This window comes from Nocardioides jiangsuensis (assembly GCF_019679455.1).
Taxonomy (GTDB): Bacteria; Actinomycetota; Actinomycetes; order Propionibacteriales; family Nocardioidaceae; genus Nocardioides_C; species Nocardioides_C jiangsuensis.
Genome location: NZ_JAIEZQ010000001.1, coordinates 807,276 through 821,273 on the forward strand (window position 1 = coordinate 807,276; position 13,998 = coordinate 821,273).

12 protein-coding genes are annotated in these 13,998 nt (G+C 74.8%); 3 read left to right on the forward strand and 9 right to left on the reverse strand.

Translation table 11 applies throughout. The features are described from left to right. Positions 1–4: 4 nt before the first annotated feature. From K1X13_RS03815 to K1X13_RS03825, 3 genes are all read right to left on the reverse strand, one after another. Complete coding sequence (locus K1X13_RS03815) at positions 5–1,294, reverse strand: MFS transporter (protein WP_308249379.1); 1,290 nt, start codon at positions 1,292–1,294, stop codon at positions 5–7. An 81-nt stretch (positions 1,295–1,375) separates the two neighbouring features. After that, positions 1,376–4,330, reverse strand: coding sequence for a helix-turn-helix transcriptional regulator (locus K1X13_RS19560; RefSeq protein ID WP_221023682.1), 2,955 nt, complete (start codon positions 4,328–4,330; stop codon positions 1,376–1,378). A 65-nt stretch (positions 4,331–4,395) separates the two neighbouring features. Next, entirely contained in the window at positions 4,396–4,560 is a 165-nt protein-coding gene (locus K1X13_RS03825; protein WP_221023683.1) for a hypothetical protein, read from the reverse strand. 247 nt (positions 4,561–4,807) lie between these two features. On the opposite strand from K1X13_RS03825, the gene K1X13_RS03830 reads away from it, so the two are divergent. Further along, on the forward strand, positions 4,808–5,359 hold the full coding sequence (locus K1X13_RS03830; protein WP_221023684.1) for a hypothetical protein: 552 nt from the start codon (positions 4,808–4,810) through the stop codon (positions 5,357–5,359). Between the two features lie 34 nt (positions 5,360–5,393). Here the strand turns inward: K1X13_RS03830 and hutI are convergent, their stop codons facing one another. Genes hutI through K1X13_RS03850 form a run of 4 tightly spaced genes read right to left on the reverse strand, consistent with a single transcriptional unit; the run spans position 5,394 to position 9,407 of the window. Next, complete coding sequence (hutI, locus tag K1X13_RS03835) at positions 5,394–6,566, reverse strand: imidazolonepropionase (protein WP_221024558.1); 1,173 nt, start codon at positions 6,564–6,566, stop codon at positions 5,394–5,396. Beyond that, on the reverse strand, positions 6,563–6,808 hold the full coding sequence (locus tag K1X13_RS03840; protein WP_221023685.1) for a VOC family protein: 246 nt from the start codon (positions 6,806–6,808) through the stop codon (positions 6,563–6,565). The genes hutI and K1X13_RS03840 overlap by 4 nt, the downstream gene beginning before the upstream one ends. After that, the gene (locus K1X13_RS03845; RefSeq protein WP_221023686.1) at positions 6,805–8,145 is read right to left on the reverse strand and encodes a formimidoylglutamate deiminase; all 1,341 of its coding nucleotides are present in this window, start codon (positions 8,143–8,145) and stop codon (positions 6,805–6,807) included. Before K1X13_RS03845 ends, K1X13_RS03840 begins: the two co-directional genes overlap by 4 nt. Continuing rightward, positions 8,142–9,407 carry an allantoate amidohydrolase gene (locus tag K1X13_RS03850; protein ID WP_221023687.1) on the reverse strand — a complete coding sequence of 422 codons (1,266 nt, stop codon included), beginning with the start codon at positions 9,405–9,407 and terminating at the stop codon, positions 8,142–8,144. Before K1X13_RS03850 ends, K1X13_RS03845 begins: the two co-directional genes overlap by 4 nt. A 10-nt stretch (positions 9,408–9,417) precedes the next feature. Here K1X13_RS03850 and K1X13_RS03855 point away from each other — a divergent pair, with 10 nt between their 5' ends. Next, complete coding sequence (locus K1X13_RS03855) at positions 9,418–10,023, forward strand: nitroreductase family protein (protein WP_221023688.1); 606 nt, start codon at positions 9,418–9,420, stop codon at positions 10,021–10,023. Between the two features lie 39 nt (positions 10,024–10,062). After that, positions 10,063–10,692: a DnaJ family domain-containing protein gene (locus K1X13_RS03860; protein ID WP_225914512.1), complete on the forward strand. Its 630-nt coding sequence runs from the start codon at positions 10,063–10,065 to the stop codon at positions 10,690–10,692. 15 nt (positions 10,693–10,707) lie between these two features. On the opposite strand, the gene hutU is transcribed toward K1X13_RS03860, so the two are convergent. Further along, positions 10,708–12,390 (reverse strand): urocanate hydratase, encoded by a 1,683-nt coding sequence (gene hutU / locus K1X13_RS03865; protein ID WP_221023689.1) that lies wholly within the window; start codon positions 12,388–12,390, stop codon positions 10,708–10,710. After that, positions 12,387–13,925 (reverse strand): histidine ammonia-lyase, encoded by a 1,539-nt coding sequence (gene hutH / locus K1X13_RS03870; RefSeq protein ID WP_221023690.1) that lies wholly within the window; start codon positions 13,923–13,925, stop codon positions 12,387–12,389. Before hutH ends, hutU begins: the two co-directional genes overlap by 4 nt. Positions 13,926–13,998 lie beyond the last annotated feature (73 nt).

The following is a 13,998-nucleotide window of genomic DNA, read 5'->3' on the forward strand; positions in this document are numbered from 1 at the left end:
AGGGTCAGCCAGCGGGCTGCCCGGCGCGCAGCTCCCGCTCCCGGACCGCGTGCTCGTCGGTGCGTTCGTCGTACGCCCAGAAGTCGCGCAGCCACAGGCCGACCGCGCCCACCCCGACCACGCAGAGCAGTCCGCCGCTCGCGATCGAGCCGCGCACCGTCCACGCGTCCGCGACGAGTCCGGCGCGGGCCTGGCCACCGAGCGGGCCGAGGGAGTACGACAGCATCTCGATGCCCGCGAGCCGGCCCCGCATGTGGTCCGGGATGGTCTGGTTCCACACCGTGGAGCGGAAGATCCCGCTGATCATGTCGGCGGCACCGGCCAGGGTGAGCAGGACCAGCACCCACACGATGCTCGGCGCCACCCCGGCCGCGGCGACGGCGGCGCCCCACGCCATCGCGGCGACCATCACCGCCCGGCCGTGGTGGTGCACGTGCCGGGTCCAGCCCGAGGTGAGCGTCGCGAGCAGGCTGCCGATCGTGCCGACGCTGTAGAGCAGGCCGAGCAGCGCGGGCTGGTCGAAGACGTCCTCGACCAGGGCGGGGTAGAGCACGGTCGGCATGGCCAGGAACATCGCGACCATGTCCACCACGTAGGTGCCGAGCAGGTCGCGGCGGCGCAGCGCGTAGCCGACCCCCTCGGCGATCCCCCGCAGCGAGGGCGGGTTGCTCCGGTCGGTGACCGGGTAGGGCCGCAGCGCCGCGAAGAGCGCAGTGGCGACCAGCAGGGCGGCGACGTTCACGACGAAGCACCAGCCCACCCCGAACGCCGCGAGCAGCACGCCGCCGACGGCCGGGCCGGCGAGCAGGCCGACCTGGACGCCCAGCGACGACAGCGCGCTGGCGGCCATGATCTGGCCGTGCTCGACGGTGCGCGGCTCGAGCGCCTCCTTCGAGGGGCGCTGCAACGACTGGGCGGCGGCGAGCAGCGCACCGAGCACGTAGATCGGCCAGGCTCGCGGGTCGGGGAGGAACGCGTTGACGGCGAGCAGCCCGGTCAGCACGACCTGGGCGGCGCCGGCCAGCACGAGCATCCGGCGGCGGTCCACGTGGTCGGCGAGCGCACCGCCGTACAGGCCGAACACCACCAGCGGCACGAGCTCGACGATGCCGAGGGCGCCGACGGCGAAGTTGGAGCCGGTCAGCGTGTACAGCTGGTACGGCAGGGCGACGTAGGTGACCATCCCGCCGAGGTAGAACACGGTGCCCGCCCAGAACAGCAGCCGGAAGTCGCGGGACTGCCGCAACGGGGTCGTGTCCACGCGCAGCCCGGCGACTCGCTCCCTCCACGTCACGCGGAGATGGTGCCAAACCGGGCAGGCGGCTGCCACGCGTTTACGACGGGCGGACTCCCCCGGGACGCGGCGGGCCGGCGGTCAGTCGTGGAGGAGACCGCGGCGGCGGGCCAGCGCGGCGGCCTCGGTACGCCCGGCGGCGCCGAGCTTGGCCAGGATGTTCGACACGTGCACGCTCACCGTCTTGGTGCTGATGAACAGCTGCCGGGCGATCTCACCGTTGGTCCGCCCGGCCGCGACCAGAGCGAGGATCTCGTGCTCGCGGGGCGTGAGGGTGTCGTCGTGCCGGGCCGCCTCCCCGCGTGACCGCGCCGCACCCGGCCCGAGCGTCCGGAGCTCGGTGAGCAGCGGTTCCGCGCCGAGCCGGTGGGCGGTCTCCCGGGCCAGGTCGGCCTGCTCGCGGGCCGGCGCGGCCTGCCCGAGGGAGCGGAGTACGACGGACAGCCGGCTGCGCGTGCGAGCCAGCTCGAACTCGTGGCGGAACGTCTCGAACCCCGCCACCGCCTGCTCCCACGCGGCGCGCAACGTGTCCTCGTCGGGGCTGTCCACCCCGCCGGCCCAGCGCAGCCGCAGGTGCTCGGCCTCGGCGCGCACCATCCACGCCACGCCCTCCGGGCCCACCCGGCGCTGGCGCACCTCGGCCCGCCGCATCGACTCGCGGGCGGCGGCGAGCAGCGCGTCGCCGCGGCGGAGGTACGCCTCCCGCTCGGCGGCGGCCACCCGTGGGACGTGGTTCGCGAGCTGCCCGACCGCGAGCGCGCCGAGCCGGATCTGCGCGAGGAAGGAGTCCACCTGCCACAGCCTCGTCACGCTCCCGACGACCTCGTCGTGGACGCGGAGCGCCGCGTCGAGGTCCCCGCTGTCGCCGTACAGGTCGATGCCGGCCCCGCCGCTGAGGATGCTGACGAAGCCGTCCTTGTCCCACCAGGCACGGATCCGCGGCATCCGCTCCAGCGCGTCGACCTGCCCCCGGCCGGCGGCGACGGCCATCCCGACCGCGCCGAGCACGGCCTCCGCCATCTCCGGCGGCGCCTCCCCGCTCACGTCGGTGATCCGGGTGACGTCGTCCCACTCGCCCGCGACGTAGGCGGTGACCGCGGCCAGCACCCGGGCGTCGAAGCCGTACGGCGCCCAGGGGCGGCCGGTGGCGGCGGCCCGCGCGGTCGTCTCGTCGTACACCCGCCGGGCCTCGGCCAGGTTGCCGGCCTCGTAGTGCAGCGCCCCGAGGTGGTGCAGCCCGCGCAGCTCGGTCACCACGTCGCCGTCGTCGCGGGCCTGCGCCACGATCTTCTCGAAGGTGCGCTGCGACTGCTCCGGGTTGCCGGCCCGCTCCTCGAGCCGGGCCAGGGTCGTCGTCGCGTCGGCCACCACCCTCGGCAGCCCGAGCTGCTCGCCGAGCCCGAGCGCCTGCTGCGCCCAGCGCATCGCCTCGTCGGCCCGCTGCCGGTCGGCGTTGGCGTGGGCGTGGACGCTCAGCGCCTTGGCCCGCAGCACGGTCGGCTCCTGGCCGACCAGCCGGAGCGCCTCGGTGGTGGCCTCGAGCGCGTTGACCGTGGTGTCGCCCATCAGCGCGGCCGTGCCGAGCGTCATCAGCAGGCGCGCGCGGTCGGCGTCGCACGTGTCGTCGGGCAGGGCGGCGAGCTGGTCCTGCACCAGCGCCAGCGCGCGGTGCGGGTGCCCGGCGGACATCACGGCGTCACTGGTGCGGATGGTGAGTGCCACCAGGTCGACGTCGTCCAGGCCGCGCGGCCGGTTGACCGGGTCGCCGACGATCCCGAGGGCGAGCTCGTAGTGCCGCGCGGCGTCCTCGGGCCCGCCGACCGCCATCGCGTCGTCGCCGGCCTCGATGCTCGCGGTCACCGCCGTGACCAGGTCGTGCGCGGCGCGCGCGTGCCGGGCCAGCTCGGCCGCCGTACCGTCGACGGCGTGGCTCAGCAGGGCCTCGCAGTAGGCCGCGTGCAGCCGCACCCGCTCGCCGGGCAGCAGGTCGTCGTACACCGCCTCGGCGAGCAGCGCGTGCCGGAACACGTAGCTTCCGCCGACCGGGACCAGCACGTTGCTCTCGACCGCGCTGCGCAGCGCCCGCTCCAGCGAGCCGGCGTCGAGGCCCGCCACCGCGGCGAGCAGCTCGTGGGAGACCTGACGCCCGGCACAGGCCGCGGCGCGCACCGCCTGCCGGGCCGCGTCGTCGAGCTGGTCGAGCCGCACGAGCAGCAGCGCGGCCAGGTCGTCGGGCAGGGCGCTGCCGATCTCGGTGGCCACCACGAGCTCCTCGGCGAAGAACGCGTTGCCCTCGGCCCGCTCGACGATCGTGTGCAGCGCGCCCTCCCCGAGCGGGCCGGCGTGGATCGAGCGGACCAGGCTGCGCACCGACGCGTCGGTGAGCGGGGGGAGCTGCATCCGGTGCACGCCGGGGATCCGGGACCACTGCGCGACGGCGCCGCGGAGCGGGTGGCGCCGGTGCAGGTCGTCGCTGCGGTACGACGCGACCACGGCCACCGGACCGGTGAAGCCGCGCATGAACAGGAAGCTCAGGAGGTCCCGCGTGGACTGGTCGGCCCAGTGCAGGTCCTCGACCAGGACGAGCAGCGGGCCGTCCTCGGCGAGCCGCTCCAGCACCAGGTGCACGGCCTCGAAGATCTCCGAGCGCTCCATCGTCTCCGGCGCGGCCCCCTCCGGCAGCGACAGCAGCCGCTGGCCCGGGAGGAGGTGGCGCACGGCGGGGTGGGCGGCGCCGACGTCGGCCACGAAGTCGGGCGACGCCTGCGCGAGCCGGCCCAGGATCTCGGTGAACGGCAGGTAGGGCAGCGCGCTGTCGCCGAAGTCGAGGCAGTGGCCGACCAGCGTGCGCCAGCCGGACCGGTCCGCGCGGTCGCGGAGCTCGCTCAGCAGCCGGGTCTTCCCGACCCCGGCGTCGCCGGCCAGCAGCACCGCGCAGGACACGGCCGTGGCGCCGATCCCGACCAGCCCGGCGAGCTGGTCGAGCTCGTCGTCACGGCCGACGAGCGGCGTGGTGGTGGAGTGGAGGGCCGGCACGTCGTCCATCATTCCCGCTGCCGCCGACAGGTGCAGCCCCTTTCCGGGCCGGAGCCCGACGGCGCTCACAGGGCGTCGCCGTCACCCCGCCTCTGCTCGGGGACCGGTTCGTGGTGGCGGCGCCGGTGCAGCCGCGACCGGGCCGGCTTGCGGCCGCGCATGTCCGCGGCAATCCGGTCGCGGCGGTAGTTGATCTCGGGGGTGGCCATGAACTCCGGGCTCGGGAACATCGGGGTCTCCTTGGTCGGATGTCGAGTGGATGCTCCGATGCTCCGTCTCTGAGGTGGCCCCCCACATCGGGAGATCTCCCTATCTCCCCGCGCCGCCGCGTCCGGGCCGCCCTAGGCCATCGAGCCGCCGCATCCTGGCGGCGGCGGACGGGTGACCCGGTGCAACCTTCCCGCCGGACCGGGCGTCCTGGGGGTCAGCCGTACGTCGAACCCGGGCCAGCCGGCCCCCGTCACCAGGAGCACCACCATGTCGCGTCCCACCATCTCCACCCTCGCCGTCACCGCCGCGCTCACCACGACCGTCGCGCTCGGCACCGCGGCGGCGAACGCCGAGGCGATCGTCTACGAGAAGCACCAGGTCACCGCGAAAGCACCACGGGAGACGATGAAGCAGGCCGAGCACGCCTCGATCCGGATCCCCACCGGCTACACCAGGCTGAAGGACAGCTGGCACCAGTGGAGCTGGGTGGAGAACGTCGAGAACGGGATCACGATCCGGCTCGACCTCCAGCCGCAGGTGAACACCGTCCGGGAGCTGCGGGCGGAGCGGGCCGCTCTCGCGCAGGCCGCCGGCGTCGACTACCGGGAGTTCTCCTTCGACGTGAACCCGGTGGGCTCGACCGTCCGTGCCCGGTGGGTGTTCTCCGCGGTCGACGCGGGCAGCGAGGACACCAAGCCCTACGTCCACGTGATGCTGATGAGCAAGAACCGGCTCCAGGTGGTCGGCCGGACCACCGAGAAGGCGCTGGCCAAGCGGATCCGCAACCACACCGTGAACACGCTCTCGTTCAGCCGCTGACCTCAGGACGCGGCGGTACGAAGGAAGCCACGCGTCACAGGGTGGCGGCGCCGCCCACGAACACCTGGTGCACCAGCGGGACCCCCGGCCGGTAGGCCAGGTGCAGGTAGGACGGGGCGTCCAGGACCACCAGGTCCGCGGCCGCCCCGTCCGCCAGGTGTCCGACGTCGTCGCGGCGCAGCGCGGCCGCCCCGCCCCGGGTGGCCGCGTGCAGCGCCTCCGCCGGCGTCATCCGCATCTCCCGCACCGCGAGCGCGATGCACAGCGGCATCGACGAGGTGTAGCTCGACCCCGGGTTGCAGTCGCTGGCGAGGGCCACCCGGCAGCCGGCGTCGAGCAGCCGCCGGGCGTCGGGGTACGGCGAGCGGGTGGAGAACTCCACGCCCGGCAGCAGCGTGGCGACCGTGCCGCTGCCCGCGAGCGCGTCCACGTCCGCGTCGGAGAGGTAGGTGCAGTGGTCCACCGCGGCGAGGCCGAGCTCGCAGGCGAGCCGGACGCCGGGACCGGGTCCGAGCTGGTTCGCGTGCAGCCGGCCGGCGAGCCCGCGAGCCTCCCCCGCGCGCAGGATGGTCCGGGCCTGGTCTGCGTCGAACGCACCCGTCTCGCAGAACACGTCGACCCACCGGGCGTACGGCGCGCAGGCGTCGAGCATCGGGCCGGTGACCAGGTCGACGTACCCGGCCGGGTCCAGGGCGTACTCCGGTGGCACCACGTGCGCGCCGAGGAAGGTGGTCTCCCGGGTGGCCTGCCGGGCGATCGCGAGGCTGCGTGCCTCGTCGGCCACGGTCAGCCCGTAGCCGCTCTTGATCTCGACGGTGGTCGTCCCCTGGCGCCGCATCTCCCCCACGTGCCGGGCGACGTTGGCGGCGAGCTGCTCGTCGGTCGCCGCCCTGGTGGCGTACACCGTGGTCCGGATCCCGCCCGCGGTGTACGGCGTCCCGGTCATCCGGGCCGCGAACTCCTCGGCGCGGTCGCCGGCGAAGACCAGGTGCGAGTGCGAGTCGACGAAGCCGGGGATCACCGCGCGGCCGCCGACGTCGTACGACGTGTCGGCGGCGGGTGCTCGCGTGGCCGCACCGGTCCAGGCGACCCGGCCGTGCTCGACGACCACGGCGGCGTCGCGCAGCAGCCCGAGCGGCGTCCCGTCACCGGTGCCGGGGTGGTTGGAGACGAGCTCGCCGATCCCGGTCAGGAGGAGGCTGTTCAGCGCTCGGCCCTCCCCGGCTCCACGGCGTCGGCGGGGCCGGCGTGGACCCCGCGGCCGGACCGGAAGCGGCTCAGCATCACCGACCCGGCGCCGACGAGCAGCACCGCGTGGTCGCGGCCGGCGTGGAGCTTCTCGGTGAACCCGAAGGTCGCGCACAACCAGTCGACCGCGGCCGGGACGTCGGCGTAGCGGAGCACCGGGACGACCGGCCCGGGCGGGCAGGAGCGGTTGCTGACGGTCATGGTCTCCCCCACAGGTCGGTGACGGCGGTCTCGAGCTCGCGTCCAATCTCGCGGTGCTGGCCCCGGGTGGCAACCACCCGCCCGCCCGCCACGACGTGCACCACGTCGGCCGCGCCGGCCGCGAAGACCGCGGTCTCCACGGTCGCGCCGGTCCCCGCGGTGCGCGGGCTGGCGACGTCGAGGGTGACCAGGTCGGCCCGGGCGCCGACCTCGATCCGGCCCGCGTCGGGGAAGCCGAGCGAGGCGTGCCCGTCGGCCGTCGCCGCCACGAGGAGCTCGGCAGAGGTCCAGTGGCCGCGGCTCCGGGCGGCCAGCCGCTCGTCGAGCTCGACTGCGCGCATCTCCTCGAACGCGTCGACCACCGCGTGGCTGTCCGTGCCGAGGGTGAGCCGGGCGCCCGCGTCGCGCAGCCGCAGGGACGGGCCGGTCCCGTCGCCGAGGTCGCGCTCGGTGGTGGGGCAGAAGCAGGCGTACGCCGACGCCCCGCCGAGCGCCGCGATGTCCCGGCCGGTGAGGTGCGTGGCGTGGACCACCGTGGTGCGAGGGCCGAGCGCGCCGGCGACGTCGAGGACCTCGGTCGGGGTGGCGCCGTACGCCGCGAGGCACGCCTCGTTCTCGGCGACCTGCTCGGAGAGGTGCACGTGCAGCGGGGCCTCGTGCGCCTCCGCCCACGCCGCGACCACGCCGATCTGCGCCCGCGGCACGGCCCGCACCGAGTGCACCGCGGTGCCGAGCACCACCTCGTCGTCCTCGACGTACTCGAACCGCTCCAGCCGGCTCGCCCAGGCGTTCGCGTCGCCGTCGCTGAACCGGGCCTGCACCCCCTCGGGCGGCCGGCCGATCCCGGCGGCGACGTAGCAGGTGTCGAGCAGGGCGATCCGGATCCCGACGTCGCGGGCGGCCTCGACCAGGGCCAGCCCCATCACGTTCGGGTTGTCGTAGCGCCGACCGCCGGGGCCGTGGTGCAGGTAGTGGAACTCGCCGACGGACGTGAAGCCGGTCGCGAGCATCTCCCGGTACGTCGCCCGCGCGAGGTCGTAGTAGAGGTCGGGGTCGAGCCGCGCGGCGGCGTCGTACATCTGCCCGCGCCAGGTCCAGAACGTCCCGCGCTCCCGCTGCGTCCGGCCGCGCAGCGCCCGATGGAAGGCGTGGCTGTGACAGTTCGCCAGTCCCGGGACGGTCAGCCCGGCGAGCCGGTGCGCGTCGCGCGGCAGCTCCCGCACGCCCTCCTGGACCGAGGCGAACCGGCCGTCCTCGACCTCCACCAGGACACCCTCGGCCACCGCGCCGCCGGGATCGCCCAGCCAGGCGCGCTCGAGCAGCCAGTTCTCGGTCACCGGGGGCCCGCCAGCCGTTCCAGGGTGTCGGCGAGCGCCTCGACGCCGCGCAGGCAGTCGGCGGTCTCCGCGTGCTCGTCGGGGGCATGCGAGACACCGGTGGGGTTGCGGACGAACAGCATCGCGGTGGGCACCCCGGCGGCGGACAGCACGCCCGCGTCGTGGCCGGCCATCGTCGGCAGCAGCGGCCAGTCCCCGCCCTCGTGGCCGGCGGCGATCCGCCGGGCCAGGGCCGGGTCGAAGACGACCTCGGCGGAGACCGACTCCGCGACGACCTCGACCGTGGTGCCGTCGCGCCCGGCCCGCTCGCCCGCGAGCCGCTCGACGTCGGCGAGCATCTTCTCGAGGTGGGCCCGCGACTCCGCCCGCGCGTCGAGCCAGGCCGTGACCCGGGAGGGCACCGCGTTGGTCTGGTTCGGGTGTACGTCGACCCGGCCGAACGTCGCGCGCTGCCCCGCGAGCCGGGCCTGCTCGTTCGCGGCGAGCACCGTCGTCGCGTAGGTCACCATCGGGTCGCGCCGGTCCTCCATCCGCGTGGTGCCGGCGTGGTTCGCCTGGCCGTGGAAGTCGAAGCGGTACCTGCCGTGCGGCCAGATCCCGCTCGCCACCCCGACCGGGGCGTCCCGGTGCACCAGGTCGCGGCCCTGCTCGACGTGCAGCTCGACGAAGCAGCCGATCCGCTCCGCGGTCCCGCCGCCGGGACCGACCTCCGTCCCGTCGGCGACCGGCAGCCCGGCGGCGGCCATCGCGTCCAGCAGGTAGACCCCGTCGCGGTCGCGCAGCTCCTTGACCCCGTCGAGCGTGGTGGCCCCGGTCATCAGCCGCGACCCGAGGCAGGCCAGCCCGAAGCGCGACCCCTCCTCATCGACGAAGACCGAGACCCCGAGCGGCCGGGTGGGCGTGAAGCCGCGCTCCCGGAGCAGGTCCACCGCGGCCAGCGCGGAGACCACGCCGAGCGGCCCGTCGTACGCCCCGCCGTCGCGCACCGAGTCCAGGTGGGAGCCGGTGACCACGCCGGGCTCCGCGGCCTGCGCCGCGCCGGGCGCCGCGCCCTCCGCGGAGCCGCCCGGTCCGGGGCGCCACCAGGCGACCGTGTTGCCGAACGCGTCGGTGCGCACGTCGAGGTCCCGGGCCCGGCACTGCTCGACGAACCAGGCGGCGGCCTCGCGCTCGGCGGCGGTGAACGGCTGCCGGTGGTAGCCGCCGCTGGACGCCGACCGCCCGACCGGCGCCAGGTCGCGCCACATCTGCTCAAACGACATGATCTGCTCCATGGAGTTCCAAGACGTCGTACGCCGTCGCCGGATGGTGCGCACCTACTCGGACGAGCCGGTGGACCCGGACGTGGTCGAGCGCATCCTCGCGAACGCGCTGCACGCACCGAGCGCCGGGTTCACCCAGGGGTGGGCGTTCCTGCTGCTCGATACGGCCGCCGACGTCGACCGGTTCTGGTCGGCCTGCACCCCGGAGGGCGCCGCGGAGACCCCGGACTCGTGGCTGCGCGGGATGCGCACCGCCCCGGTGGTGATCGTCCCGCTGTCGAACAAGTCGGCCTACCTCGGCCGGTACGCCGAGGCGGACAAGGGGTGGACGGACCGGGACGAGGCTCGCTGGCCGGTGCCGTACTGGCACATGGACACCGCGATGGCCTCGCTGCTGATGCTGCTGACCGCGGTCGACGCCCGGCTCGGCGCCTGCTTCTTCGGCATCCCCGGTGAGCGCACCGCGGCGTTCCGCGCGGAGTTCGGGGTGCCCGAGGAGTACACCCCGGTCGGTGCGATCACCCTCGGGCACCGCACCGGGAGCCCCGGCGGCCGGGGCTCGGCCGGGCGCGGCCGCAGGCCGGTCGAGGAGGTCGTGCACCGCGGCGGCTGGTGACCCGTTCCGTAGACTGGCGGGCGTCAGGGGGTGAGACCGATGACTGACCAGGAGAGCCCGGAGGACCGGGAGCGCAGGCTGCGCCGGGCCGCGGTGACCGCGTTCACCCAGCAGGCACCGGAGCCGCTGCCCGAGGACGCCGAGGAGGACGAGGACGACTCGGCCCCCGCCCAGCGGATGGAGCAGCAGGCGCTGTGGGTGGATCTGCAGGTGCGCAGGGCGATGGAGCGCGGGGAGTTCGACGACCTGCCGGGGGCCGGCAAGCCGATCCGCGGGCTCGACGGCAACCACGACCCGAACTGGTGGGTCAAGAGCCTCATCGAACGTGAGCAGATCACCGGCGTCCTGCCCCCGGCCCTCGCGCTGCGCAGGGAGGACGCCGAGCTCGACGGCGCGCTCGACCGGGAGGCCTCCGAGGACGGGGTCCGGCGTGCGGTCGAGGACTTCAACCGGCGGGTGGTCGACGCACGACGGCAGCTGCTCGGCGGGCCGCCGGTGGTCACCCCGACCCGCGACCCCGAGCGGGAGGTCGTCGCGTGGCGTGCCCGTCGCGCCGAGCGCCGGGACCGGCAGCGCGAGCTGCTCCAGCAGGCCGCGCGACGTGAGGACGCCCTGGCGCGGGGACACCGCGAGCGCCGCCGGTGGTGGCACCGCCGTACGCCGGGCTGACCCGGGCACCCGCGGTCAGCCTTCCTGCATCGGGATCCGCACGCCACGCTCCGCGGCCACCGCGACCGCCTCGTCGTAGCCCGCGTCGACGTGCCGGATCACGCCCATCGCCGGGTCGTTGGTGAGCACCCGCTCGATCTTCCTCGCGGCGAGGTCGGTGCCGTCGGCGACCGTGACCTGGCCGGCGTGGATCGAGCGGCCCATCCCGACGCCACCGCCGTGGTGGATCGACACCCAGGTCGCCCCGGAGGCGGTGTTGACCAGCGCGTTCAGCAGCGGCCAGTCCGCGATCGCGTCGGACCCGTCGAGCATCGCCTCGGTCTCGCGGTAGGGCGAGGCCACCGAGCCGCAGTCGAGGTGGTCGCGGCCGATCACCACCGGCGCGGAGAGCTCCCCGGTGCGCACCATCTCGTTGAACCTCAGCCCGGCGAGGTGCCGCTCGCCGTACCCGAGCCAGCAGATCCGGGCCGGCAGCCCCTGGAACGAGACCCGCTCCCCGGCCATCGTGATCCACTTCCGCAGCCGCTCGTTGTCGGGGAACAGCTCGAGGATCGCGCGGTCGGTCGCCGCGATGTCCGCGGGGTCGCCCGAGAGCGCGGCCCAGCGGAACGGGCCCTTGCCCTGGCAGAACAGCGGCCGGATGTAGGCGGGCACGAAGCCGGGGAACTCGAAGGCGCGCGCGTAGCCGCCCTTGCGGGCCTCGTCGCGGATCGAGTTGCCGTAGTCGAAGACCTCGGCGCCGGCGTCCTGGAAGCCGACCATCGCCTCGACGTGGCGGGCCATCGACGCCTGCGCCTGCAGGGTCAGTCCCGCCGGGTCCTTCTCGCGCAGCGCCGCCCACTCGTCGAAGGCGACCCCCGCGGGCAGGTAGTACAGCGGGTCGTGCGCGGAGGTCTGGTCGGTGACGATGTCGATCGGCGCCTTCCTCGCCAGCAGCTCGGGGACCAGGTCCGCGGCGTTGCCGAGCACCCCGATCGACAGCGGCCGGCGGGCGTCGCGGGCCTCCACGGCGAGCTCGAGCGCGTGGTCGAGCGAGTCGGCCTGGACGTCGAGGTAGCGGTGCTCGATCCGGCGGGTGATCCGGCTCTGGTCGCACTCGACGCAGATCGCGACGCCGTCGTTCATGGTCACCGCCAGCGGCTGCGCGCCGCCCATCCCGCCGAGCCCGGCGGTCAGCGTGATCGTGCCCGCCAGCGTCCCTGAGCCGGGCTCGTCCCCGCGCGCGGCGGCGAGCTCGTCGGCGACCGCGGCGAAGGTCTCGAAGGTGCCCTGCAGGATGCCCTGGGTGCCGATGTAGATCCACGAGCCGGCGGTCATCTGCCCGTACATCGTGAGGCCGAGGTGCTCGAGGCGACGGAACTCCTCCCAGTTGGCCCAGTCGCCCACCAGGTTGGAGTTCGCGATCAGCACGCGCGGGGCCCACTCGTGCGTGCGCATCACGCCGACCGGCTTGCCGGACTGCACCAGCAGCGTCTCGTCGTCGGCGAGGGTGGCCAGGGTGCGGGTGATCGCGTCGTAGGCCTCCCAGCTCCGCGCGGCCTTGCCGGTGCCGCCGTACACGACGAGGTCCTCGGGCCGCTCGGCGTTCTCCGGGTCGAGGTTGTTCATCAGCATCCGCAGCGGCGCCTCGGTCTGCCAGCTGCGGGCGGTCAGGTCGGTGCCCCGCGGGGCACGCACGACGCGGCTTCCTGTGGTCATCGGAGGTCTCCAATCGTGTCCTCGACGGCGGCCAGGACGGCGCCCCTGCGCACGAGGTCCACGGCCTCCTCGATCTCGGGTGAGAGGTGGCGGTCGGGCCCGGGGCCCGGGACGGTCTGCCGGAGCAGCGCGAGTACGGCGCCCGTGGCCGGTGCCGGCGCGAGCGGGGCGCGGAGGTCGAGGGCGCGGGCCGCGGTGAGCACCTCGATCGCGACGACACGGGTGAGCCCGTCGACGGCGCGGCGGAGCTTGCGGGCGGCGGACCAGCCCATCGAGACGTGGTCCTCCTGCATCGCGCTCGACGGGATCGAGTCGACGCTCGCGGGGGCGGCGAGCCGCTTCATCTCCGAGACGATCGCGGCCTGGGTGTACTGCGCGATCATGTGCCCTGAGTCGACGCCCGGGTCGTCGGCGAGGAACGGCGGCAGGCCGTGGCTGCGCGCCTTGTCGAGGAACCGGTCGGTCCGTCGCTCGGAGATCGACGCCACGTCCGCGGCGACGATCGCGAGGAAGTCGAGAACGTAGGCGACCGGGGCGCCGTGGAAGTTGCCGTTGGACTCCACCCGGCCGTCGCCGAGCACGACCGGGTTGTCCACCGCGGAGGCGAGCTCGCGCGCCGCCACCTGGGCGGCGTGCTCGACGGTGTCCCGCGCGGCGCCGTGCACCTGCGGCGAGCAGCGCAGCGAGTAGGCGTCCTGCACCCGGTGGCAGTCGGGCCCGCGGTGGCTGGCGACCACGCCGGAGTCGGCGAGCACCCGGGCCAGGTTGGCCGCGGAGTCCGCCTGCCCGGGGTGCGGCCGGAGCGCCTGCAGGTCGGCGGCGAAGACCCGGTCGGTGCCGAGCTGGCCCTCGACGGACATCGCGGCCGCGACGTCGGCGGTGCGCAGCAGCATCCGCAGGTCGTGGATCGCCATCACCAGCATGCCGAGCATCCCGTCGGTGCCGTTGATCAGCGCGAGTCCCTCCTTGGCCTCGAGCTCGACCGGCTCGAGCCCGGCCGCGCGCAGCGCCTCCGCCGCAGGCATCGGCGTGCCGTGCGCGTCGCGGACCTCGCCCTCGCCGATCAGCGCCAGCGCGCAGTGCGAGAGCGGGGCCAGGTCACCGGAACAGCCCAGCGACCCGTACTCCCGCACCACCGGCGTGATCCCGTGCGTGAGCATCCCGGCCATGGTCTGCGCGGTCTGCAGCCGGATGCCGGTGTGGCCGGTGGCCAGGGTGGAGAGCCGCAGCAGCATCAGCGCGCGGACCACCTCGCGCTCGACCTCGGGGCCACTGCCGGCGGCGTGCGAGCGGACGAGCGAGCGCTGGAGCTGGGCGCGCATCTCCGACGGGATGTGCCGGGTGGCGAGGGCGCCGAAACCGGTGGAGATGCCGTACGCCGGTGTGGGCGCCGACGCGAGGTGCTCGACGTGCTTGCGGGCCTGCTCGATCGCGGCCACCGCCTCGTCGGTCAGCGCGACCGGGGCATCGTGGCGGGCCACCGCGAGCACGTCGTCGAAGGAGAGGGGGCCGACCCCGACGTGTACGACTGTCATGGGTCCATTGCACGCCCCCGCGGCCCGGTCAGCCAGCGTTCCGCGGGTACAACTGTCTCGGATATGAGACTGC

Bases quoted from the DNA above. Each gene is read 5' to 3' on its own strand.
- K1X13_RS03825 (WP_221023683.1), bottom strand. From the start codon at position 4,560: ATGTTCCCGAGCCCGGAGTTCATGGCCACCCCCGAGATCAACTACCGC.
- K1X13_RS03830 (WP_221023684.1), top strand. From the start codon at position 4,808: ATGTCGCGTCCCACCATCTCCACCCTCGCCGTCACCGCCGCGCTCACC.
- K1X13_RS03840 (WP_221023685.1), bottom strand. From the start codon at position 6,808: ATGACCGTCAGCAACCGCTCCTGCCCGCCCGGGCCGGTCGTCCCGGTG.
- K1X13_RS03850 (WP_221023687.1), bottom strand. From the start codon at position 9,407: ATGTCGTTTGAGCAGATGTGGCGCGACCTGGCGCCGGTCGGGCGGTCG.
- K1X13_RS03855 (WP_221023688.1), top strand. From the start codon at position 9,418: ATGGAGTTCCAAGACGTCGTACGCCGTCGCCGGATGGTGCGCACCTAC.
- K1X13_RS03860 (WP_225914512.1), top strand. From the start codon at position 10,063: ATGACTGACCAGGAGAGCCCGGAGGACCGGGAGCGCAGGCTGCGCCGG.
- hutU (WP_221023689.1), bottom strand. From the start codon at position 12,390: ATGACCACAGGAAGCCGCGTCGTGCGTGCCCCGCGGGGCACCGACCTG.
- hutH (WP_221023690.1), bottom strand. From the start codon at position 13,925: ATGACAGTCGTACACGTCGGGGTCGGCCCCCTCTCCTTCGACGACGTG.